The sequence below is a fragment of the Phyllobacterium sp. genome, assembly GCF_037994425.1.
Classification (GTDB): Bacteria; Pseudomonadota; Alphaproteobacteria; order Rhizobiales; family Rhizobiaceae; genus Phyllobacterium.
In genome coordinates this window covers 1-22750 of sequence record NZ_JBBNAM010000182.1, presented here as the reverse complement: position 1 = coordinate 22750, position 22750 = coordinate 1, and the positions used below count along the sequence as shown (strand labels likewise).

18 protein-coding genes are annotated in these 22750 nt (G+C 58.4%); 4 read left to right on the top strand and 14 right to left on the bottom strand.

Going from position 1 to position 22750, the window contains the following annotated elements; all coding sequences use genetic code 11:
* Positions 1-82 precede the first annotated feature (82 nt).
* The 4 genes from AAAB35_RS13190 to AAAB35_RS13175 all read right to left on the bottom strand — a co-directional run bounded on the left by AAAB35_RS13190 (position 83) and on the right by AAAB35_RS13175 (position 4584).
* A complete protein-coding gene (locus AAAB35_RS13190; protein WP_340668727.1) occupies positions 83-1129 on the bottom strand; it encodes a glutathione synthetase in 1047 nt (348 codons plus the stop codon).
* A gap of 19 nt (positions 1130-1148) precedes the next feature.
* Positions 1149-3050: a flavohemoglobin expression-modulating QEGLA motif protein gene (locus AAAB35_RS13185; protein ID WP_340668726.1), complete on the bottom strand. Its 1902-nt coding sequence runs from the start codon at positions 3048-3050 to the stop codon at positions 1149-1151.
* On the bottom strand, positions 3047-3931 hold the full coding sequence (locus tag AAAB35_RS13180) for an N-formylglutamate amidohydrolase (RefSeq protein WP_340668725.1): 885 nt from the start codon (positions 3929-3931) through the stop codon (positions 3047-3049). The genes AAAB35_RS13185 and AAAB35_RS13180 overlap by 4 nt, the downstream gene beginning before the upstream one ends.
* A gap of 224 nt (positions 3932-4155) precedes the next feature.
* Positions 4156-4584, bottom strand: a complete 429-nt coding sequence (locus AAAB35_RS13175; protein WP_340668732.1) for a DoxX family protein — start codon at positions 4582-4584, stop codon at positions 4156-4158.
* A 472-nt stretch (positions 4585-5056) separates the two neighbouring features.
* Here AAAB35_RS13175 and AAAB35_RS13170 point away from each other — a divergent pair, with 472 nt between their 5' ends.
* The 3 genes from AAAB35_RS13170 (at position 5057) to AAAB35_RS13160 (ending at position 10326) form a co-directional block, all read left to right on the top strand.
* A complete protein-coding gene (locus tag AAAB35_RS13170) occupies positions 5057-8410 on the top strand; it encodes an adenylate/guanylate cyclase domain-containing protein (RefSeq protein ID WP_340668724.1) in 3354 nt (1117 codons plus the stop codon).
* 27 nt (positions 8411-8437) lie between these two features.
* Positions 8438-8818 carry an SgcJ/EcaC family oxidoreductase gene (locus tag AAAB35_RS13165; protein ID WP_340668723.1) on the top strand — a complete coding sequence of 127 codons (381 nt, stop codon included), beginning with the start codon at positions 8438-8440 and terminating at the stop codon, positions 8816-8818.
* Positions 8819-9192: 374 nt separating this feature from the next.
* Entirely contained in the window at positions 9193-10326 is a 1134-nt protein-coding gene (locus AAAB35_RS13160) for a phosphatase PAP2 family protein (protein ID WP_340668722.1), read from the top strand.
* A gap of 647 nt (positions 10327-10973) precedes the next feature.
* On the opposite strand, the gene AAAB35_RS13155 is transcribed toward AAAB35_RS13160, so the two are convergent.
* The 5 genes from AAAB35_RS13155 to AAAB35_RS13135 all read right to left on the bottom strand — a co-directional run bounded on the left by AAAB35_RS13155 (position 10974) and on the right by AAAB35_RS13135 (position 16622).
* Positions 10974-12416 carry an amidohydrolase family protein gene (locus tag AAAB35_RS13155; RefSeq protein ID WP_340668721.1) on the bottom strand — a complete coding sequence of 481 codons (1443 nt, stop codon included), beginning with the start codon at positions 12414-12416 and terminating at the stop codon, positions 10974-10976.
* A complete protein-coding gene (locus tag AAAB35_RS13150; protein WP_340668720.1) occupies positions 12409-13500 on the bottom strand; it encodes an amino acid ABC transporter permease in 1092 nt (363 codons plus the stop codon). Before AAAB35_RS13150 ends, AAAB35_RS13155 begins: the two co-directional genes overlap by 8 nt.
* Before the next feature lies 1 nt (position 13501).
* Positions 13502-14674 carry an ABC transporter permease subunit gene (locus AAAB35_RS13145; RefSeq protein WP_340668719.1) on the bottom strand — a complete coding sequence of 391 codons (1173 nt, stop codon included), beginning with the start codon at positions 14672-14674 and terminating at the stop codon, positions 13502-13504.
* Positions 14675-14758: 84 nt separating this feature from the next.
* A complete protein-coding gene (locus AAAB35_RS13140) occupies positions 14759-15793 on the bottom strand; it encodes an amino acid ABC transporter substrate-binding protein (protein ID WP_340668718.1) in 1035 nt (344 codons plus the stop codon).
* A gap of 106 nt (positions 15794-15899) precedes the next feature.
* Positions 15900-16622, bottom strand: a complete 723-nt coding sequence (locus AAAB35_RS13135) for an aspartate/glutamate racemase family protein (RefSeq protein WP_340668717.1) — start codon at positions 16620-16622, stop codon at positions 15900-15902.
* Positions 16623-16890: 268 nt separating this feature from the next.
* Between AAAB35_RS13135 and AAAB35_RS13130 the strand changes: the two genes are divergently transcribed.
* Positions 16891-17601, top strand: a complete 711-nt coding sequence (locus tag AAAB35_RS13130) for a GntR family transcriptional regulator (protein WP_340668716.1) — start codon at positions 16891-16893, stop codon at positions 17599-17601.
* Positions 17602-17633: 32 nt separating this feature from the next.
* Here AAAB35_RS13130 and AAAB35_RS13125 read toward each other — a convergent pair whose 3' ends face one another.
* From AAAB35_RS13125 to AAAB35_RS13105, 5 genes are all read right to left on the bottom strand, one after another.
* Positions 17634-18296 (bottom strand): flavin reductase family protein, encoded by a 663-nt coding sequence (locus AAAB35_RS13125; RefSeq protein ID WP_340668715.1) that lies wholly within the window; start codon positions 18294-18296, stop codon positions 17634-17636.
* Between the two features lie 45 nt (positions 18297-18341).
* Positions 18342-19784: an amidohydrolase family protein gene (locus AAAB35_RS13120; RefSeq protein ID WP_340668714.1), complete on the bottom strand. Its 1443-nt coding sequence runs from the start codon at positions 19782-19784 to the stop codon at positions 18342-18344.
* A gap of 10 nt (positions 19785-19794) precedes the next feature.
* Entirely contained in the window at positions 19795-21498 is a 1704-nt protein-coding gene (locus tag AAAB35_RS13115; RefSeq protein ID WP_340668713.1) for an ABC transporter ATP-binding protein, read from the bottom strand.
* A gap of 11 nt (positions 21499-21509) precedes the next feature.
* Entirely contained in the window at positions 21510-22409 is a 900-nt protein-coding gene (locus tag AAAB35_RS13110) for an ABC transporter permease (protein ID WP_340668712.1), read from the bottom strand.
* Positions 22409-22750: ABC transporter permease (locus AAAB35_RS13105; protein WP_340668711.1), on the bottom strand; the 342-nt coding region annotated here is incomplete at its 5' end. The genes AAAB35_RS13105 and AAAB35_RS13110, both read right to left, overlap by 1 nt.

Here is a 22750-nt window from a genome sequence, read left to right as displayed (position 1 = left end):
CCCCCAAACCCGAGCTGCGCGGGGGTTTCGGTGCCTGGAATAAAGAGCACCGCGGAATGTTCTCAAGCGTGAGCCCCTATCATTATAGCGTCGCCAATTGTCGATTGGACATCGAAGCCGGATACGCATCGCGTATAGAGAGCTTGTTTTCGAGCGCCAAAATCACGCTCTCAGCAAAATCGGTTTGGTACATCTCCTGCATGCTCGAAAGCCCGCCCGGGGTGAAGACGTTTATCTCGAGAATCTTGTCTGCGACGATATCGAGCCCAACGAGAAACATTCCGTCCTGTACGAGTTTTGGTCGTACCATTTCGGCGACCGAAAGAATGCTATCGCTGACCTCTACCATTTCGGCGGTGCCAGCAACGTGGATATTGGAACGTACCTCGCCTTTTGCCGGGACACGGCGAAAGGCGGCATATTTGCCTTCTCGTTCAAGCGGCTTTCCGTTCATCACGAAGAGACGAATGTCGCCCGCCTTGGCCTCAGGTAGATAGCCTTGCGCGATCAAGTACCCTTCCCCGCTTACCGCTTCAAAAATCTGGTTGAGGTTGGCATCCCTCGGTGAATCGATTTTGAAGACGTTCTTGCCACCAGATCCCTGCAAAGGCTTGACGATGGCGCCGTTGGGCAGTTCCTTGATGAAGGTGCGGATTTCTTCGATGCTCTTGGAAATCAGCGTGATCGGTCGCACCGCGGTAGGGAAATCCTGAAAGTAAAGTTTGTTTTGAGCGAGCGCAAGGCCACCGGGGTCGTTGACGACGAGCACACCGCGCTCGGATGCAAGGCGACCGAACATCACGCCGGCATGTGTTGCCCATGGCCGTTCGACGGCGTCCTTTGACGGGTCGTTACGCAGAAAAATAACGTCGATTTCGCAAACGTCGATCGTCTTGATGCTGGTCTTGTCGCCTTGCAGGTCCTTATGAAAGGTTTCCGATTTTTTATAGTTGGTACCGGGCAATACGGTGGCGCGCACCATAAGACTGTTGTCGGCACGCAGCACAAAATCGCCAGGCGTGAGATAATAGATCTCGTGACCACAGCGAAGCGCGGCGAGCGCCAGTAAAGTGGTCGTGTAACGCGGCGTTTCGCCTTCGATCGAATTGACAAAGAATGCAATGCGCATGAAGTGCCCTAACGGATTGTTATGAACTTGCAATCATTTCGACGGGCAGGATACCCGAACGAGCCTTTTCAAGTCGCTTCGTGGCCTGCTGATGTGAAAGGAATGCCGGCCTTACTGCCGGCGCCCTGAGCAGACCGCGGGTATTCAATTCTTGCATGACACTGAAATGAGACGCGGCGATCTTCCCCATCCAAAACGGATCGAGTGCTCCGCCCGAACGCAGATGGTTGAGGACCTCGAGGAGACCTCGTAGGTAGATCGCATCCTTAGCCAGACCTCCGCCACGATATAGTCTGAGCGCGAGATGGAAGGCGCCGGTTTCGCTGAAGCCATAATCGCGGACCAAGGAATGGAATACCTCTTGGAATGATGCACCTTGCAGCATTGCCGCGCATGCGACAACGCGGGCTGCGATGACGCGCAGCCGCCCGGTGGTCATGCCGCCAACAAGGTATTCAGCCAAGACTGCAAGGCCTTCCTGCACGCCCTCATACCCGGCGAGGCCTGTCCGGAAAAGGCGCAGCCCTTGAGCCGATCCATTGAAATATGTCAGCAAATGGACACCGATCTCATGGCTGAGCAGTGCGCGTAGCCTTTGCCGCGTCATTTTTGTGCTACGGGAAATCAGTAGCCGGGCACCCGAGACCAGTAGACCCGCTGGTAGATCGTCCCTGAGTTCGACGGTCGCCTCAAAGCCGGAATATTGTCTGCGATACATTTCGATCATGGCACGCGAGGCTCGCTCCACGTCTTCGCAATCAACGCTTTCGCTATCGCCGCAGTCGCTACTGGTTACTCCAACCGGGTTGACCGTTTTTTCCAGGATGTCTTTTGCTGCATCAAGCAGGCCAGGTTCGACGCGACCATAAAGGGCGCGGCCAAATTCAACGAAGCGAGGCGTTTCCCGTGCGGAAAGCATTGACAATTGCAAGTCGAGTTCGTGCCGCTTTTCGCGGTAGAGATTAAAAAGAACGGGATCTTCAAAACGGTTGAAGGCGATAGAGAACAGTTTTTTCTTCTCGACATCGACCTGAACGGTTAGCGGCCGGTAAAGAAGTCTAGGTGGGCGCTGGAATCGGTTGGACTTGAAATCCTGCCACGCTGCGCCGGCGTTGATGGGTGTGACCGCCAACAGAAAGTCGAATGTCGCCGCGATATCGTCTATACTGCGATCGGCACGCTCAACGGTATCGACAAACGCTCGCCGTCCCAGCGCGCGATGTGTAGGCAGGTTGAGGTATCCGGTTGTCTTCAGGAAGGCGGTGACCGCTTGCAACCCGGCATCGAAGATGTTGGCCACCAGCCTTTCGCGCAAATCGGGATAGATATCACAGGACCCAGGAACCCGGTAAATGGGAGCGAAACGTATGGTAACGCAGGCAATGCCGGGGGTGCGAGCGGCAAGATGCGCCTGCGGGTCGTCCGCGGCGCGAAGTTTGTTGAGGCGGGGAGACCGGAACTTCGCCTCGACGCGTTCAATCGCCGTGGTAAAAGCAACCACCGCAGCATGGGTTCCCGGTTGATCGCTGGCGGAAAGTGTGATTTCGAAGGGCGGGAGATATGGCGCATCATCGCTCAAAAGCCTGTCTTGCGCGAGTTCGCCGACGTCAAGCACCACGAAGGCGCCGAAGCGCTCCACCATGGCACTGCCGATGGCTTCGACGATCGACACCGCGAAATCCAAATCGGGAGCGATCAGATAGGAGGCGTTGGCCGACGCAACATCCAGCGCCGCGTCCGCGTCACGGCCATTGCTCACATAGACGCAAAGGAAAGGGAGCGCACGATCGATGTGGAGGCGCCCGCCATTTTCCAGGTCGCGTCGAACTGATTTTCCGGCGGCGATGGATAGAAGGGCCTCATCGACAATCCTTGCGTCGACTGTCGTCGGCAATCTCTTGTTCGCTTGCGCCGTGCTCATCTCGTCGCCCGCAGGCATTCCTCAAGAACGGGTAGTGTAGACCGGACCATAGCACGTATCGCTATTAACGCTTTCCTGTCCGGTATGCCCGTCCACTCATCCATAAAGAATTTTTTGAATTCGATGGCAAAAGCGCAGCCGGTCTGTGGGAAAGTTTCATGAATGAACCGGGTCTGTTCGCCTTTGCCTTCAAACGCCTCGTTCTCGCGAACGTCCATACGGTGCCCGCGAAATTCGAATGTACGCAGTTTTTCGATGAGGGGGTCGACGACATGTGCCCATCGATCGCGGTCCATGGAGTGAGTACCAATGTTGATTTCGGGCGCGATGTTCGGATCGCTAGGTTCGGCGTCCGGTCCGCCGCGGCGATGGTTATAGCTATGGATGTCGAGTACAACGAACTGCCCATGGTGTTTTTCAAGCTCACGCAAAACATTGCGCAGCATTAAGTAATACGCGTCATGGATGTTGAGCGTATCTTCGATCACGCCCGGATCAGGTGTCTCGTTCCATATATTCATACCCCAAGCCTGTTCGGGCGAAAGGTAGATCGCTGCGTTCCGGGCGCGGTTGAGATCGACCTCAAAGCGCGAGCGATGAAAGACGATGCGATTGGGAACATCGCAACCGGCGAAGTCGGTGAAAGGATCTTCTTCCCGCAACCGCTCCGCTCCAGATATCGCCATCAGTGTCCTAACTTCGGGACGAACAGCGTGGCCGTTGTGAATCGCAGTAGCCAAGATTGGTGACAAACCGCGATGCACTGTCCACCAATCGGCGGCGCCTATTTTCCGGTTCACGCTGCCAAGCCACTGCGCTGCTGGTTCAGGTGTTCGATCGTGCACTTCAAGCTCTGGTGTCTGCGGGTAAAAATCATTCACGCTGTGTCGAGCCATCGTGTTGCGGGTTGGACTACGGTGAAAACGTACGTGTCCTCACGCGGTTCCATCAAAGCGATATTTGAAACAGCATTCAAACCGGCCTACCCTCCAGCATGGACAATGTGTCAGCAGTTCAGCGTTAGCTCGGATTTAGGCCTGTTCTTGCCGCCCATGCGCACCAAATCTTGTCGTAGCCATGAAGACGAAGACGGATCAATCCAGTGTTATCGTCGAAGTAATCCTCTACTATTGATCGCTAACATCCGTCCGGGTCCGTGCACTGCGGCGAAAAGAAGCCCGGCGACAAATGTAAAGTGGTCGACAAAAAATCCGAACTCAGCCTGGTTGCTTGCCCAGTGGGAAGGACCGTGAAACGCAAATGCAAGGAATAAAACATAGCCGGCAGCCACAAGGGCAGCTTCAGAAAAATAAGCACCTGTCAGGAAGCACCCGATGAGAGCGAGTTCAAGCAATGCCGCGAGCCACGCCAGCAGCGTGGGCAACGGAAATCCGGCCGCCGCGATATATTGTGCTGTTCCCCCGATATCCATGAGCTTAAAGCTCACCGCCATGATGAAGACGAATCCGAAGATAAGTCGACCCGCCAATATCGCCGCGGTCGTCCATCCCGCCTTGTCAGATGTCGTTGTCATAACATTCCTCCCAATGATCGCACGAACCCGCATCCAAGGCAGAGGCCTAAAATTTTGCCACCGGGCCGCGCCGAGTAGCCACCAAAGTAGGTTCAGCCTCCCCGAGGGGATGCAAGACTTTTCATTGCAAGGACGAACTCTGCGGGCAATTCCCGACAGGCCTGTTACAATTTTTGTGCCGATCACTGACGGACCCGTTGGATGAATAAGAGCGGCATGGCGATTGGCTTCCATGGTTTGTTCTGCGACCGCTCGCGCAAGCTTTCAAATGCTGGCTCGCAGCGCGATATAGTGAGTTCAAACGTGACGATCGACGATGAACGTCCCTTGCAGAGGACGCCTGTTAAGGTGGACCACTTGATGCCTTTGACTCCAGCCCTGGCGAGGGGGCTTTGAGGGCTTCACCGTGCTTTTCTTGGTGGATTGATGTATAGTTGCTTGCTTAGGGTGTCATTCTGGGAGGGGACCCCTGATGACTATCTCATCATGGCTGGAGAGCTTAGGGCTTGGGCAATACACCACAGCCTTTGAGACGAATGAGATAGACGCCGAGATGCTGCCAAAGCTGACAGCAGAAGATCTAAAAGAGGTCGGTGTTGCCGCGCTCGCCCATAGAAAGAAGATCCTCGAGGCAATTGCTCTAATCGAAGACGACGTCTTCCCGACATCGCGATCCAAGACAAATCCGGCGGTTCGCCAACCTTCGCGTCCGGTGCGACCACGTGAGGCCGAAAGACGCCAACTCACGGTGATGTTTGTCGATCTTGTGGGTTCGACCGAGTTGTCAACGCAGCTTGATCCTGAGGAGATGGGCGTCGTCTTGCGCCAGTTTCAAAATGCGGTTGCGGGCGACGTCGTTCGTTTTGACGGCTATGTTGCTAAAATGCTGGGCGACGGTGTCCTTGCCTATTTCGGGTGGCCGCAGACGCATGAAGATGAGGCGGAACGTGCCGTGCGGGCGGGGCTGGCCATTGTCGAAACCGTCAAGGCTCTCTCAACGATCGACCGCCAGCCTCTTTCCTGTCGCGTTGGTATTGCAACGGGCCTGGTTGTTGTTGGGGAACTGATTGGGAGCGGAGCGGCCCAGGAGAATGCCGTCGTCGGAGAAACGCCCAACCTCGCCGCCCGCCTGCAGACGCTCGCCGAGCCCCATACGGTGTTAATCTCCGAGCTCACTTTTCGTTTGATCGGAAAGCTGTTCGACGTAAAACGCGTTCGCCCTCAAAAGCTGCACGGATTTGATACGCCTACGAATTCCTATCAGGTCATTGGCGAGGGACGCGCAGAAGGTCGTTTCGATGCCTTGCACGTTGGAGGTACTGTACCCCTTGCCGGCCGCGACGCAGAAATCGCTCTTCTTATTGAGAGATGGAACCTTGCGGCGTCAAGAGAGGGACAGGTGGTGGAGCTCTTTGGCGAGGCAGGAATTGGCAAGTCTCGCATTCTCCAGGAGCTCCGCGAGCGTCTGAAAGAGGAGCCGATTACGTACCTGCGCTACTTTTGCTCGCCATACCATACCGAGAGCGCCCTCTATCCTGTCGCAGACCAGTTGCTGCGCGCCGCAGATATCAATCGAGCGGACCCGCCAGAAAGGCAGTTGATGTTTCTGGAGGAAGCCCTTGCCACGACGCAGGACCCGCAAGAGGCCATCCCCCTAATTGCCGCGCTTCTGTCGATCTCCACCAATAACCGTTATCCGAAGCTTGACCTGATGCCTGAAAGGCAAAAGGCGCGCACATTCGTGGTTCTGATCGAACAGCTTGAGGCGCTTGCCAGGAACAAGCCTGTCCTGATGCTGCTCGAGGATGCCCACTATCTTGACCCGGTCTCGGCTGAGCTTTTCGATATCATCGTGGAACGCATGCAGCGCCTCCCGATCATGCTCATTGCCACCTATCGCCCGGAAGGAATTGCACGGTGGAACGGCTTTCCACATGCGACTGTGCTGACGTTGAACCGTTTGAGCCGCGCGCAAGCGGGATCAATCATCTCGGTAATGACGGGAGGAAGGCAACTGCCTTCGGTGCTTCTGGACCAGATTCTCTCCAAGACCGAAGGTATCCCGCTGTTCATCGAAGAATTGACCAAGGTCGTCCTGGAATCCGGTCTTCTCAACGACAGCGGCGAACACTACAAATTATCCGGGCCGTTGCCTCCGCTGGCCGTTCCGGCAACCCTGCATGACTCCTTAATGGCCCGTCTCGACCGACTGGCCTCGGTCAGGGAAGTTGCCCAGATCGGTGCGGTGATCGGCCGGGAGTTTAGCCACGAATTACTGGCCGCGGCTGCAGGTCTGCACGCAGGAGAGCTCGAACAGGCAACGGAACAACTCGTGGCCGCCGGTCTCGTTTTTCGCCGAGGCGGTAGCGGTCAAATCAGCTACGCGTTCAAGCATGCGTTGGTCCAGGACGCCGCATACGGGAGCTTGCTCCTCAGCCGCCGGCAGCAGTTGCACGCCCGCATTGCGCGCCTCCTGGAAGAGCGCTTTCCTGAGACAGTAGCGACCGAGCCAGAATTGCTGGCGCATCATTTCAGCCAGGCGTCGCTCGTCGAGAAGGCGCTAGAATACCACGAACAGGCTGGAAGGCGTGCGTTGTCACGTTCTGCCCTGCCGGAGGCACTCATTCGATTTGGCAACGCACTGAGCGGATTGAGCGCACTCCCTGCCTCAACCGAGCGAACCAGGCGTGAACTTTCAATTCAGGTTGCGTTGGGAAGCACACTCGTCGCAGTTCACGGATTTGCGGCGCCAGAGACGGGTGCGGCCTATGCGCGAGCGCAGGAGTTGTGTGAAGAACTAGGGGAAATCCAGGAACTGTTTCCTGTTCTTTACGGGTTATGCCTTTATCACCTTTATGCAGCGGAACTTGAAAGGGCACGACACGACGCGGACCAATTGCTCGAATTGGCCAGCAGCATCAATGACCGTCGCCTTTCCTTCTTTGCCCATCGCGCCGCCGGCGTAAGCGCCCTCCCGGCAGGCGAGTTTTCGCGCGCACGCGATTATCTGACAAAAGCGCTGGATCTTTATGATCCGCAGGAGCACCGATCTCCGGCATTCGTATATGCCTTTGATCCGCACGTCGTATGCCTCGATTATTTGGCACGTGCCCTGTTGGCCCTTGGTCTTCCGGATCAGGCACTGGCGACAAACGAAGACGCAGTCGAGGAAGCCAGGAAAATCGGGCATCGCAACAGCCTCGCCCTACCGCTGTTTTTCGGTGGTGTGATTCACCAGATTTTGGGCGATCGTACTGGAGTGAAGGTCCGCGCCTCAGAACTTGCGCAAATATCAGCAGAGGCTGGATTCCGCTTCTGGCAGGCGGGCGCGACAATCCTGCAAGCCTGGGCCGTTGCGGACGAAGGCGAGACGGAACTCGGCCGATCCAACCTCTTAAAGGGCTTATCTGAATGGAGAAGTACCGGGGCGCGGTACATGTCACCGTACTTCACGGCGCTTCTGGCGCAGATCGAACTCAAAGCTGGTGACCCCGCCGCGGCACTCAGACTACTTGAGGACGCGCAAGAATCCGTTGAGCAGACGAATGAGCGCTGGTTTGCTGCCGAGGTGTTCCGATTCCAGGGAGAAGTTCTTCTTCAGCTCGGATCGGAACAGGCAGAAGCGAAGTTCAGCGAGGCTCTTGCCACAGCGCGTTCGCAGGATGCACGGTTTTGGGAGCTTCGTGCAGCGATGGGACTTGTTCGAGCCGGCAAGTCGAAAAGCAATGCACTGAAGCAGCTTGCTGAAGTTTTCTCAAGCTTCACCGAAGGCGCTACGTTACCGGATTTGAAGGCCGCGCAACTGCTTGCGGCGACAGTGGGATAATCAAAACAAGCTGGCAGGGAGGAAATCATGGAAGAAACTGACGTCAAGACGATCGTAAAAACAGCGCAAGCTCGCTGGAACAAAGCATTCAACAGCGGGGATGCAGCAGCAGTTGCAGAGCTTTATACCGCGGACGGTGCGGTACTTCCGCCCATGCATGCGCCAGTGAAGGGAACAAGAGCAATTGCTGATTTTTGGATGGGCTTGATATCTGCGGGCGTCAAGGATCACGACATCGAACTTCACGATGCCCAAGGCGCGGGAGACGTAGCCTATTCCAATGGCAAGTGGTCGGCAACTGGCGCGGCAGAAGACGGAAGCAGGGTGCGCTTTGAGGGGACGATCGTCACCATCCTCCGACGGCAAGGCGACGGATCTTGGAAGACTTGCCTGCATATATGGAACTGATGCGTCGGACGCCACTACGCGAGACGAGCCCTTGGGAATAGAGGGAAAGTGGGCCGATCAATCTGTGCGGGACCCGATGCTGTCGCAACCGCATCGTCGGGTCCTATATCCAATTCGACACGCATCGGTCGGGGGGACTTATTATGGTCCGTACATTATCAATCGTGTTTGCAGCCGTGTTGTGTTCGTCGAATGTCGCCTTGGCGGGCTCAAGCGAGATCGAGCCGAATGCGGGCACTTGGAAGACCTGGGTGATTTCGTCCGGTAGCGACTTTCGGGTCCCGCCGCCGCCAGATGCCGCCACTTCGGCAGCAGAACTGCTGAAGGTGCGTGATATCCTCGCGCACAGCGATTCGACGGCCTATGAAAAGATCATGTTCTGGGATGCCGGTTCGCCTGGTTATCGTTGGGTCGAACTCATCAACGAACGCTATCTGACAGGCAATCCGCCGCTCCCACCCAACCCGCACCGCATCTACACCTATATGACGATGGCGATCTACGACGCCACCATTGCCGCGTGGGAGTCGAAGACTTTCTACCATCGAGCTCGACCCACTGAAATGGACTCGACATTGGTGGCGGTCTTGCCCACCCCGCGAAGTTCCTCCTATCCTTCCGAACATGCCGCAACAGCTGGTGCCGCCGCGGCGGTGCTGACCCATTTCTTCCCTGACGAGGCCTCGTCGTTCCAGTCAATGGCCGAGGAAGCGGCGCAGTCGCGCGTGATGGCGGGCCTCCAGTTTCCGAGCGACGCTACGGCTGGACTGGAGTTGGGAAAGCGCGTGGCCACCAAGGTGATTGCCAAGGCAGTTGCCGATGGCTCCGATGCAGTATGGAAAGGCACCGTTCCGACCGGACCTTGCAAATGGACTGGCGAAAAACCAGGCAATGTGACGATGCCGGGCTGGAAGCCAATCTTGCTGACTTCTGCTGACGAATTCAGGCCGCCTGCCCCGCCTGACTGCCACTCTGCAACGGTGAAAGCAGACGTCGATGCCGTACGTGAGTTCGAGCGGAAATTCTCGAACAACTACAAAGCGTTCTTTTGGCAAAGCCCGGCGGGAGCGATGACAAGCTGGTATGACTATGCCAGCAAGTGGATGTTTGAAGACAAGACAGATGCCAATCCCCCGCGGGCCGCGCGTACTTACGCGATGCTGGCGGCGGTTTTCCATGACGCGTTCATTGCCAGCAACGACGGCAAGTATGCATACTGGTACTTGCGGCCCAGCCAACTTGACGAAAACATCACACCGCTGTTCGCGGTGCCTAACTTTCCCAGCTATCCCTCGAACCATTCAACGCTTTCGACCGCCCGGAGCGAAGTTTTGGCCTATCTCTTCCCCCGCCATGCTGAGTTCATCCGCGCGTTGGGCAAAGAGGCTGGCGATTCCCGAATCTGGGCCGGCATTCACTACGAAATGGACAACAAGGCGGGTGTGGCACTCGGCAAGGCGGTTGCAGAAACGTTTATTGAGCGTGGAAGGATGGATGGAGCCGACTAGCAATTTGCTCGCGCGATTCTGGAAGAACGTTCTGGTGTTGTTACGCGCCTTGGGAGCTGGTGGGGATTGCCGAATGGGATGAGAAATCCGTGTTGCCTGCTCTTTGCATCGTATCGGTTTCATTCTTGCCTAAGCGGCAAGGCCCGCCGCTTCTGGACTCCCGTCGGGTCCTTTCGCCGATTGCTGTCAAAATCCGGGGTCATGTCTCAAGAGGAGACAAATACTTGGGCGGAACGTTTCCCGAGCGATTGCGTGAATCGGTATCTTCTTCGGCGCCAGCAACTTTCACCGTTATGTCGCTAGCGGCCATAGGGTTCGAACACGCAAACTTTTTTGCAGGCGGGGACGGAGTTGTCGCGCGAAAACGTGCCTGAAATCCCGATTTGTATGGCACCTGTGCGACAGTGTCAGCCGGACGGGGTATGCGCTCGCCTGCCATTTCGTTGGCCAAGATCGGAAACCAGAAAAACTCTCCTGTCCGCCCTACCGTCGCGTCTGGGTTAACACGGCCGACGCTGTCTCGGGTTGAACGAGTGTCCATCAAATCCGTTCCACGTTTTTAATGGGAGATAGGGTAACAGCGGGACGAAGAGGAACACGCCGGGTTGTCAGAGGCGAGCCGTTCTTAAATAGGCGACCCTGAACGCTCATTCTGTCATCCCCTTGACGTCAAGGGTGAGCCGCGCCCCTTTCTGAAACGTCGTTCCGCCCCCACCGCTTTTTGCCAACATACGGTTCTGGGCGTCCTGCAGTTCGCGGACAGCCCCGTCATAGTCAAGATGGGCCACGACGTGATTGCGGACGACGGCGGTCCCGTCAACAAAGACGTCCTTCACCGCACGATCGGCCGCGCAATGGAGAAGATTGCGCAGCGGATCATGCACAGGTTGCATGCCCGGCGTCGTCACGTCGATCAGAACGACATCGGCCTTCGCCCCGACCTTGAGCCTGCCGATGTCACTGCGCCCGAGTGCCTCGGCGCCCCCGATCGTCGCCGCATTGAAAATGCCGTGCGTATCGATTTCCGCAAAACTGCGCCCAGCTATGCGCGCGCAGATCAGCGCCTGGCGCATTTCTTCAAGCATGTTGAAGGGATAGCTGTCCGTGCCTATGCCAATGGTAACGCCTTCACGTTGATAGGAGCCGACCGTCTCGAGCGTCATGCCGCTGCGCGCAAACGTAACCGGGCAATGGGCGACCGCCGTGCCTGTCTGCGCCAAACGGACAATGTCATTGCGTGTACGCTGGCGCGTCCAGGAATGATGATCGGCAAAGATGCAATGGCCAAGGATGAGGTCTGGCCCGAGGACACCTATGGCGTCAAGGTGCTGGATCGCCGTTCGCCCATGGCGGCGAAGAAGCTCTTCATGTTCGGCCATGGTCTGCGCGGCATGAATGGTGATGCGCACGCCGCGCCGGCGCGCCGCGTCAACGGCTTCGGCAATGAGGTCAGGGTGGCATGTCTCGATCTGCGCGGGGGCAACGACCCCGTGAAGCCTGCCGCTGGGATGGGCACTGACCGCATCGACGAGCGCAAGCGCCTCTTTGAACCTGTCCTTTCCTGCTTGATCGTCCCAGTCGAATTCGAGGCGGTGGCTGTCCACGACACGCCATTGCGCCTGACGAAAACCGGGAGCGAGGTAACCGCGCAGGCCGCTTTGCGCCATGGTCGAAATCCAGCGCGGATGATTTGCGGCAATGTCGAGCATGGTCGTTACGCCGCTGCGCATGAGATCGCCCAGCATGACCGTCTGTGCTGCAGCCTGCGCGTCCGTGTCAGCATCAAGCAAGGCGGAGAATTCGTAAAGTGCATTGCCCCACAGCGCCGGCGTGCCGGCATCCTCGAAAAGGCCCTTGGCCAACGGTTCGTCGCCCGAGTGACAATGAATATTGACGAGACCGGGCATGACCATAAGACCCGCGCCTGCAATCTCTTGGCCTGCCGCGCCGGCATAGTGGCCACCAACCTGCACAATCCCGGCGTTCGAGAAAGCCACATCACCATCGCGCCTATAAACGTGGCTGCTGGTTTGGCTATCCCAGGCGACAATCCAGGCTGCGTTGCGAATGACGGTAACTTTTTCAGTCATGACCAACTCTAAATCTGCGTTCAAGAAAGCGGCTGTAGGCGCCCATGATGGCGCTGAAGATCAGATAGACGACGGCGGCAAAGACATAGCCTTCGAGCACCGCGATCCCCTGCCATTGCGGATCGCGCATTGCCGCGCGCACCGTATCAAGGAAATCCAGAAGTCCGACAATGGTGACCAGCGTCGTGTCCTGAAAGAAACCAATGAACAGCGAGACCAGCGGCGGAATGACGATTTTCAGGGCCTGTGGCAGCACGATAAGGCGCATGGTCTGCCAATAATGCAGGCCCATGGCGGATGCTGCCTCTGCCTGGCCCTTGGGAAGGGCCTGCAGCCCTCCGCGAACGACCTCGGCGATATAGGCCGCGGCGAACAGAACGATCGCCACCTGCGCGCGCAACAGGTTGTCGATGTTGAGGCCGCTTGGCAGGAACAGCGGCAGCATGACGGAGGCCATGAAGAGAATGCTGATCAACGGGACGCCGCGGACGAGTTCAATGAAGACCACGGAAAGGACGCGAATTGCAGGCAATTGCGATGCGCGCGCCAGCGCCAGCAGCACCCCGAGTGGGAAGGCACAGACGAGGCCGACGACACAAAGCATGAAGGACAGTGGCAAACCGCCCCATTTCGACGTCGGCACATAGCTGAGGCCGGCAGATCCGCCCAGCATCAACCAGAAGATGATGGCACAGGCAAAAACGGCGCCGAGAACAAGGCGACGTCCCCACAAGGCCGGCGTCATGGCAGCGGCGCATGTGCCAAAAAACAAGAAGAGACAAAGGAGCGGCCGCCACTGCTCTTGGAATGGATAAAAGCCGAAGAGCATGAAACGGAGCTTGGCAACGAGGAACGGCCAGCAGGCGCCGCTTTCCTTCTGGCAGGTGGCCGGGGTCCCGGTAAAGACGGCGTCAAGCAATAGCCAGTCAATGACGTGCCTGAATGCCCAGGCAATCACGAGAACGCAGCCGAGCGTGATAATGCTGTTGCCGGGCGAGCCGAAATACGGTTTCAGCTTGCCTTGCAAGGAGAGCGACGGGCGGTAGCGTGGCGCGGGCGATAGGGAAACATTATTAGCGGTCATGTCACCTCTGCCTGAGCGCGACGCGCGTATTGTACCAGTTCATGAACAGGGAGATCGTGATGGAAAGGCCAAGATAGACCAGCATGAACAGGGCAACGGGCTCAATTGCCTGGCCCGTCTGGTTCATGGTCGTATTGGAGACCATCACGACGTCGGGATAGCCGATGGCGATTGCCAGTGACGAATTCTTGAAGACGTTGAGATAGGCGCTCGTCATCGGCGGGATTATTACCCGCAAGGCCTGGGGCAATATGACCAGCCGCATAATACGCGCGGGTCGCAGCCCGAGCGCCGCTGCGGCCTCGCGCTGACCTTTGCGGATTGAAAGGATGCCGCTGCGAACAATTTCGGCAACATTTGCCGAGGCGCTCAGAGCAAGGCCGACGAGGAGAGCGACAAATTCCGGCGTAAGCCGGGTACCGCCGGCCAGGCGAAACCGTCCGGGTTCGGGCAGACTGAAAGTAAGATCAGGGCGAAGGATGAGCCACGCCAGGACCCCCGGCCCGAACACCAACACACCGATGAGCGGCCAGCGCGCCTGATCAGCGCCGCTTTCAATGCGGCGATGCGTCAGATGGCGCGCATAGCCAAAGGCCAGTGCGCATCCAGCGACAAGCGTGGCCGCAATGATGGTGTGGTCGATGTTCCATGCGACGGCGGGCACGGCAAGCCCGCTATTGCTGAGAAAGACGAACGGCAGAAGCTGCAACGCCTCGCGGACGGGGGGAAGGATGGTGACGATGACGGCGTAGCTGAGAAAGAGTAGCAACAGCAGCGGAACGTTGCGAAGCGCCTCGACATAGAGGAGCATCAGTCGGGCGAAGAGCGGATTTGACGACAGCCGGCCGATGCCAACCAGGGTGCCGATGATGGTGGCAACGATCGATGCCAGGATCGAAACGCGGATTGTGTTGAGGATTCCGACCAGCAGCGCCTTTGCATATGTGTCGGAGGGCTGATAATTGATCGGGGACTGGCTTATGACGAAGCCTGCCTCGCGCCAGAGATAGGAAAAGCCCGTGGCAATGTTTTGCCGCGCAAGGTTTTGCGAGACGTTGCCAAAGAGGTAAAGGCCGGCCGCGGCAACGCCCGCGACGCAGAGCCATTGATAAAGGATGCCACGCGTCCGATTATCGCGGAAATTCAACCCGAATGGTGTCTGCGCGACCCGCATTGGTGTCTCCAGGTAGCAACAAGGTGTTCTGATTGGCGAGCCGATGCGGAAAAGCAGTCCGGCACCGGCTCTTTTTTCAAAGGCTCAGCGGAAAGGCGCTGCGTAAAGCAGACCGCCATTGGTCCACTGATTGTTGGGGCCGCGCGTCAGGCCAAGGGCTGTTTTTTCACCGAGGTTGCGCTCGAACATTTCGCCATAATTGCCAACGCCCTTGATGGCATTGAAGAGCCACTTGTTGTCGAGGCCGAGCATCGGTCCAAGATCGCCCGTCACACCAAGCATGCGCTGGATTTCGGGGTCCTGGCTCTTTGCCATTTCGTCAATATTGGCCTGTGTGATCCCCTTTTCTTCAGCGGCGATGACGCCGTAGGCGGTAAAGGAGACGATATCGCGCCAGTTATCATCGCCCTGGCGGACTGCCGGGGCAAGCGGTTCCTTCGAGATGGTGTCGGGAAGAATGACGTAGTCGGCCGGGTTCTGGGCGACGGCCCTTATTGAGGCAAGATCGGATCGGTCGCTGCTCAGTGCGTCGCACCGTCCAGAGAAGAACGTGTTGCGCAGTTCATCGGGATTTTCGAAGACAACGGATTCGAACTTGCCATTATTGGCGCGGAAGAAATCCGCAAGGTTCTGCAGGGTGGTCGTGCCCGGCAGGATGCAGATCGCCGCATCGTTCAGTTCGCTGGCGCTTGTCACGCCAAGCTTTGCCGGCACCATGATCCCCTGGCCGTCGTAGAAGACGGTGGGGCCGAAGTCGAGACCGAGCGAGGCTTCCCTGGAGAAGGTCATCGTCGTCTGGCGCGATAAAATGTCGATCTCTCCGGACTGAAGGGCCTGGAAGCGGGTGTTGATGTTGGTGAGGACAAAATCGACCTTATCCGGCGCCCCCAGCACGGCGGCGGCGACCGCGCGGCACACATCCGCGTCGAAACCTTGCATGACGCCCTTGCTGTCGGCATAGGCAAAGCCGGCAACGTTCATCGATACGCCACATACAAGCTTGCCGCGCTTTTTGACGCTCTCTAGCGTCTGCTGGGCCGATGCGGCCGTGGCACCCGCTACGGCACAAGCTGCAAGCGACGCCAATACAACAAAACTCTTAACCCATGTTGATTTCATTTTGTTCCCTCGCGTTAGAATTTTTGTATACGATGATCACATTTATTGCATCCTGTCACGCACCAATATTTGCCAATGGCGATTGCCCTTCGCCGCGGTGGCCAAATCAGTGGTATTCAGATTTTTCGGACCGTTGTTGAGCTGGACGCCGCAACCCGGCCATGGCCTCGGCCTGGAGGAGGCCCGCATGAAACGAACAGACGAGCGGAGCGTCCCATTCCGGCTGCAGGCTTTGGGCAATGCCGGCGAGCGCCGCGCCGCCGATGATCACGACATCGGCGCCCTCCTCCACAATGGCTCTCTTGACGAGTACTCGAACAGCATTGCGCGCATCCTCGGGCCGCGCGGCGAGATCAAGGGCCTTTCCCGGGATGGAGTTCATGCCGCAGCATCGTTCTTGAAGGCTCTGCTGGCGCATCAATTCACGCAGCATGCCTGGCCAGCGCTCGCCGATCGTGACGATCGCAAAACGTTCACCGAGTTGCAAAGCCGACACGATCGACGCCTCTGCCATACCGACAACAGGAAAATCAAAGACTTCCTTGGCAGCGCCAATGCCAGGCTCACCAAAGCATGCAAGCAGGCAGGCATCGTAATTTTGCGGGCCGACTTCCAAAAGATGCCCCTTGACCGTCTCCATGATCGCATGCGCCGCCACGGCTGCGCTTTCGCGGTCGCTGATATATTCGGCACCAAAGCGAGCGGTTAGTGCGGTGATCTGGCGCCCGGATGGAAGAATCGCGCGGGCCTTTTCGCGCAGGCGCTCGGTCAGTACCGCGTTGGTGTTGCCATTGACGATGAGCAGGCGCGGATTGTCGCGTTCAAGCATGGCGGGTCCCTGGCATTTGAAGAGGCGCTGCAATTGATGGATGTCGAATAATGATGACCGTTGCCCTTGCCGTTGGCGTGAACATGACCGCGTACCCTCCCCCGATCACCCGCCGCCTGTGGTCGCGAGCAGCATGGCCGTCTGCCAATAACTCTACACGTTTGAAAAAGGATAGTATACAAAAATAAATATGAATAGCATACACAAATGCCAATTCACGGATTCGGTCTGATGCGATATAAGGTGATGATCAACGGATGGGTTTCACATGAACGAACAGACCTTGACCACGGCTAAAAAGCGCCAGCGTATTCCAAGCGGCAATACAATGTATGAGGCATTGCGGCGGGCCATCATCGAGCGCGCCCTGCGCCCCGGCGACAAATTGCCGGAGGATGTTATCGGTGATCGCTTCGGCGTTAGCCGCACCATCGTGCGCAGCGTGCTCGGCCGCCTGCATGGCGAAGGCCTGATTGATCTGAAGCCCAACCGCGGTGCGACCGTCGCGCAGCCAACCCTTGAAGAAGCCTATGATATTTTCGAAACGCGGCGCAGTCTTGAGCGCGATGTCGTGCGCCGCCTTGTCGAAAAGATCACGCCTGCGGAAATCAAAAAGCTCAAGGACCACGTCGCCCGTGAGGAAACCGCCCGCACCCAGGATTCGCCCGATTCAATTCGTCTTGCCGGCGAGTTCCATATTCTTCTGGCTGAAATGGCGGGCAATGCGGTGACGGCACGTTATGTCAACGAGCTCGTATCGCGATGCTCGCTTATTCTGGCCCTCTATGGGCGGCCACACTCTTCCGACTGCGCGGTCAACGAACACCTGGAGATTGTCGCGGCCCTGCAGAAGGGGGACAGCGAGAAGGCCTTTGCCGTGATGGACCATCATCTCGAAGCGGTCACGGAACGCGCATTGCTCACATCGAGCAACCACCAGCGTGATATTCGATCGATATTGGATGACTACGTGAAGTGATGCCATTTCCCCCGGGAAAATGGCGCGGCGGGTCACGATGCCTTCGCTGTTGCCTTGATTTGGCTTTTTTTTGTATATTCAGCCACCGACATGGTTTTCAGCTCGAAATAATCGCGGGTCGTCGCGTAGCCGTGTCCGCCCATGCGGCCGACCGCATCGAGCACCGTCGCATCGACGTAAAGTTTCTCGGCGTCGATAGCGTTTTCATGGAAATGTGCATAGGCGACTTCTCCGAGCACGATCTCGCGGCTTTCGCCGATGTTGAGGAACGAGTGCAGCCGGCATTCCAGTGCGGCCGGCGCCTCGGCTATCCGGCCCGCCGCCACGGCAACGCCCGGTGCGATCGTAAGACCGGCCTCGGCGATCTCGTCAACGCCCGCATCGAAGGGGACGGCGCATATATTCATCTGGTCCATGATGGACCCAGACACGATGTTGACCGTGAAACAGCCGGTTTGCCGGATATTGCGCACCGTATCCTTGGATTGCCCGCCAGGTGAATACTCGACACCGAGGGCGACAATGGCCGGATCGGAGGAAAGGCAATTGAAAAAGCTGAAGGGCGCGGCGTTGGCACGGCCATCAAGATCGACGGTCGATACCAGTGCGATCGGACGCGGCACGACCGTACCGATCAGGATCTTGTATCGTTCGCGCGGCGAAAGGGTGTTGAAATCGAAGGAAACGCTGTTCATCGGAGGTCTTTCGGATGCTGAGAGAAAGGAATGGGGAAAACGCCGCTATTCGATGAGATCGGTGTCGCGGGCATTGCTCCAGAACATCGCCGGGGTTCGCATAAGATCGTGGAGGCCAAGGCGATCGATCATCAGGTCGGTTTCGCGCTGGGCCGCATCAAGCACGGCATCCTGATCGACATGGACCGGATTGCGATCGCGCAAGAGCACTCGTCCACCGACGAGAACGGTGTGTACGTCATTGCCATTGGCAAAATAGGTGACGCGGAATTCCGGCATGTTTGCCGGATAAAGGTGCGGACGGCGGAGATCCACGAGGATGATATCTGCCTTCTTGCCGGGCTCGAGCGAGCCGATCTCGCGCTCAAGGCCGAGCGCCCGCGCGCCGTCGATGGTGCACATCTCCAGAACCTTGCCCGGCGGCAGCCAGCTCGGATCGTGGAAATGCGTCCGGTGGTAATGCATGCACTGCTGCATGTGCCGGAACATGTCGCCCGACCGGTCAGGCGCGGTCGCATCAGAGCCGATGGCGACGAGCACACCAGCTTGGAGGAGCTCTGGTACCGGGCAGCGGGCAAGTATCGAGGCAATCGCGCTTGGATTGTGAGCGATGCGGGTACCGCTTTGCGCGCAAATCGCAATCTCATCATCATCAAGGCCGGTTGCGTGCGACAATAGCGTGCGCGGCCCGAGAATGCCGATGTCGTTGGCGATCCGGATGCTTCCCCTTGTATGGCCATCCTGCATGAAGACGAGGCCATGGTCCTCGGCGAACGACTTGACAATCCGCGACTGAGCTATGGCTTCCTCGGCTCCGGGTGCCTCGAGGTTGTCCTGATGCAGTGTCGGCGTCAGCATGGCAAGGTGAAGGCGCTCATCATGCGTGCGGTGCCAGCGGTCAACCAGAGTCCTTGACGTCGAGAACTGATCTTCGAAAGAGACCGGATAATCTACGCGCTCGGAACCTTTCCAGCGGGCGTAGGTCAGGGGATGGGGTGGACGGGTCGTACCGACGGCCACGACCGAACGCGTGCCGATGCCAAGGACGCCTTCCATATGTGCATCGCCATAGTCGGGCTCGTCGGTACGCATGACCGAATCGCCGCCGCCCAGCAGCGAAACGCCGGTCGTCACGCCAAAGCGCAAGCGCTCAAGTGCGGCAAGCTGCGCTTCCGCATGCCAGAATTCCGGGGTCGAGCCGACCGTATAGGCACCCTGGCAAGCACGGTACCACAGGTCGCTGCGCCCGCCGCCAAGTGTCTTGATCAGACCGTGGCCGGCATGGGCATGACTGTCGATGAGGCCGGGCATGATGACCATGGAGCGCGCATCGATCACCTCGCGTGCCGGATGGTCGCGCGCCACCTCTTCGCTCGGACCAACGGCGACAATGCGCGTGCCCGTGATGGCTACTGCGCCATCTGCGATAATGCGGCGCTGCGGATCGATGGCAATGACGGTACCGTTCCTGATGAGAATATCTGCCATGGCTTGATCCTTACGCGGCCGTGGTTTCAGTTTTGATGATGCGGTCGAGCGACGGGGCAAGGCGCAGGAGTTCGCACGTATAGGGATGCTGCGGTGCCGAGAACAGCGTTTCGGTTTGCGCCAGTTCGACGATCTCGCCGCCCTTCATCACGGCAACGCGGTCACACATCTGCCGGATGACGGCAAGATCATGGCTGATGAACAGCATCGACAGTCCGGCAAGATCGCGCAGATCCTTGAGGAGATTGAGAAGTTGCGCCTGGACCGAGACATCGAGTGCCGAGGTGGGTTCATCGCAGATCAGCAATGACGGCTGTGGTCCGAGCGCCCGCGCAATGGCAATGCGCTGACGCTGGCCACCCGAGAATGCATGGGCGAACCGCTCCCCCGACTGGCCGCTCAACCCGACAGCTTCAAGCAGCGTTGCTGCATCGTCACGCGCCTCGGCGGCATTTGCGGCGAGCTGATAAAAAAGGATCGGCTCGGCTATCGCGGCATTGATACGCATGCGCGGGTTGAGCGCCGAATAGGGATCCTGAAACACCATCTGCAGCGACTGGCGCAGGGATTTCTTCCGGCGGGCTGCCAGGGCGACGCCTTGAAAGTGTACAGAACCCGAACTCGGCACAACGAGCCCGGCGATGGTGTTTGCGACGGTGGTCTTGCCGCAGCCGGATTCGCCGACGAGACCAAAAATCTCGCCGCGCCTTACCTCGAAGGAGACGCCCTTGACCGCCTTGTAAGCCGATGTCCGGCCGGGCAGGAACGAGCGCTGGCCGTATTCGACGCAAAGATCGCGGACCGCCAGCACCGGCGCATCGTTCGTGGTTTCGGCCGCCTGGCGCGTCTTGCTGCGCACTTTCTCGCGCGCGTTCAGCGTTGCAGGTGTCTCCTCGCTTGGTACCGGTAGCCGTTCGAGCCGGCTCTCGATCGGGGGCACGGCCGCGATCAGCGTGCGCGCGTAAGGCGCCTTTGGCGAGGTCAGGACGCTGTGCGCCGAACCGCTTTCGACGACGCAGCCATTCTGCATGATGGTCACGCGGTCGGCGATCTGCGCGACGACGCCCATATTATGGGTGACGAGAAGCACGCCGACGCGCCGCTCATTGGCAAGGTCGCGGATGAGTTTAAGGATCTGTGCCTGGACTGAAACGTCAAGCGCTGTGGTTGGCTCGTCGGCAACGATCAGCTGCGGATCGCAGGCCAGCGCCGTTGCGATGACGACACGCTGGCGCTGGCCGCCCGATAGCTGATGCGGGTAGCTTTTAAGCCTGCGCTCCGGCTCGGGGATCCCGACCGCCGTCAAAAGTTCAAGCGCCCGTGCCCGGGCTTGCCTGCGCCCGATCTTCAGATGGGCAAGCATGCCTTCGCATAGCTGGCTTTCCACCGTGAACAGCGGATTGAGGCTGGTCATCGGGTCCTGGAAAATGGCCCCGACGTCGCGGCCGGGGACGATGCCTTCGGTGCGCCCGGTCCGGGTGTTGATCTGTTTGCCGGCGATGGAAATTGACCCGGACGCGATGCGCCCCGGCGCCTGCAAAAGGCCCATCAGCGCATTGCCGACGGTCGTTTTTCCGGCGCCCGACTCGCCGACCAGCGCGTGAATTTCGCCCGGACGGATGGTCAGATCGATATCGTTGACGGCAACGAGCGTGCCGCCATTGGTGAGCGGATATTCGACTCGCAGCTTCTTGATGTCGAGTGAAGGTGGCATGGGAGTATCCATCAGTGCGCCATCAGCTTGGGGTTGAAGCGGTCGCGCAGGTAATCACCGATCACATTGACCGCGAGCACCAGGACGACAAGAACGGCGGCAGGCATGACCGCAATCCACCAGAGTCCTGAGAAGAGGAACTGGTTGCCAATGCGGATCAGAGTGCCGAGCGAGGGATAGGTTGCCGGCATGCCGGCGCCGAGGAACGACAGCGTCGCCTCGGTCAGGATGGCGCCGGCAAGGTTGATCGTTGCAATCACCATGACCGAACTCATTACATTCGGGAGGATGTGACGCAGCATGATGCGGCGCGACGGCAGGCCGATGACCTTGGCGGCCCGCACGTAATCGCGCGCATTTTCCACCATGGTCGAGGCCCGCACGGTGCGCGCATACTGCACCCATTCATTCAGGGCGATGGCGCAGATCAGGATGACGGGCGCCCAGTCGGTAACGGTCTCCGCGCTCAATTGCGCGCGGGCAACGCCGCTGATCAAAAGTGCGACAAGGATCGTCGGAAAACTGACGAGGACGTCGCCGACGCGCATGAGCATCGTGTCGATCAGTCCGCCGAAGTAACCGGCAATCAAGCCCAGGGTGACGCCGACCATGGCGGCAAGCAGGACCGCGCCTATGCCGATGAGAATAGAGATGCGCAGGCCGAAGAGAATGACCGATACGAGATCGCGCCCCTGATTGTCGGTTCCGAGCAAAAAGCGCGGATCACCGCCCTCCATGAACGAAGGGGGAATTTCCATATCGATCAGCGAATAGGATGAGACGTCGCGCGGGTCCATCGGCGCGATCATCGGAGCGAAGACGACGAGGACGAGCATTGTGGCAAGGACGAGACCCGCAATGATCACGGAAACCGGCGGCAAGCGATGCAGGAGAAAAGCGCGTGTTGTCATCACTTCGTCCTCAGGCGGGGATCAATGAATGTGTAGAGAATATCGACGACCATGTTGATCATGACGAACAGGAAACCGACGAAAAGGAGATAGGCGGCCAGCACCGGAATATCCGGGTAGCCGACTGCATTGGTGAACAGGAGCCCCATGCCCGGCCACTGGAACACCGTCTCTGTGACGATGGCAAAGGCGATCAGCTGCCCGATCTGGAGGCCGGTGACGGTGACGACCGGCATGAGCGTATTGCGCAGCGCAAGGCGCCCGTAGATATATGAACGCGGCAGCCCGCGTGCGAAGGCGAAGCGGATATAGTCGGACGACAGAACATCGATCATTTCCGA

Excerpts from the sequence above, each read along its gene's own strand:
- AAAB35_RS13110 (WP_340668712.1), bottom strand. The coding sequence starts at position 22,409 with ATGACAACACGCGCTTTTCTCCTGCATCGCTTGCCGCCGGTTTCCGTG.
- AAAB35_RS13155 (WP_340668721.1), bottom strand. The coding sequence starts at position 12,416 with ATGACTGAAAAAGTTACCGTCATTCGCAACGCAGCCTGGATTGTCGCC.
- AAAB35_RS13130 (WP_340668716.1), top strand. The coding sequence starts at position 16,891 with ATGAACGAACAGACCTTGACCACGGCTAAAAAGCGCCAGCGTATTCCA.
- AAAB35_RS13190 (WP_340668727.1), bottom strand. The coding sequence starts at position 1,129 with ATGCGCATTGCATTCTTTGTCAATTCGATCGAAGGCGAAACGCCGCGT.
- AAAB35_RS13185 (WP_340668726.1), bottom strand. The coding sequence starts at position 3,050 with ATGAGCACGGCGCAAGCGAACAAGAGATTGCCGACGACAGTCGACGCA.
- AAAB35_RS13170 (WP_340668724.1), top strand. The coding sequence starts at position 5,057 with ATGACTATCTCATCATGGCTGGAGAGCTTAGGGCTTGGGCAATACACC.
- AAAB35_RS13135 (WP_340668717.1), bottom strand. The coding sequence starts at position 16,622 with ATGCTTGAACGCGACAATCCGCGCCTGCTCATCGTCAATGGCAACACC.
- AAAB35_RS13125 (WP_340668715.1), bottom strand. The coding sequence starts at position 18,296 with ATGAACAGCGTTTCCTTCGATTTCAACACCCTTTCGCCGCGCGAACGA.
- AAAB35_RS13145 (WP_340668719.1), bottom strand. The coding sequence starts at position 14,674 with ATGCGGGTCGCGCAGACACCATTCGGGTTGAATTTCCGCGATAATCGG.
- AAAB35_RS13165 (WP_340668723.1), top strand. The coding sequence starts at position 8,438 with ATGGAAGAAACTGACGTCAAGACGATCGTAAAAACAGCGCAAGCTCGC.
- AAAB35_RS13160 (WP_340668722.1), top strand. The coding sequence starts at position 9,193 with ATGTTCTGGGATGCCGGTTCGCCTGGTTATCGTTGGGTCGAACTCATC.
- AAAB35_RS13120 (WP_340668714.1), bottom strand. The coding sequence starts at position 19,784 with ATGGCAGATATTCTCATCAGGAACGGTACCGTCATTGCCATCGATCCG.
- AAAB35_RS13115 (WP_340668713.1), bottom strand. The coding sequence starts at position 21,498 with ATGCCACCTTCACTCGACATCAAGAAGCTGCGAGTCGAATATCCGCTC.
- AAAB35_RS13140 (WP_340668718.1), bottom strand. The coding sequence starts at position 15,793 with ATGAAATCAACATGGGTTAAGAGTTTTGTTGTATTGGCGTCGCTTGCA.
- AAAB35_RS13175 (WP_340668732.1), bottom strand. The coding sequence starts at position 4,584 with ATGACAACGACATCTGACAAGGCGGGATGGACGACCGCGGCGATATTG.
- AAAB35_RS13150 (WP_340668720.1), bottom strand. The coding sequence starts at position 13,500 with ATGACCGCTAATAATGTTTCCCTATCGCCCGCGCCACGCTACCGCCCG.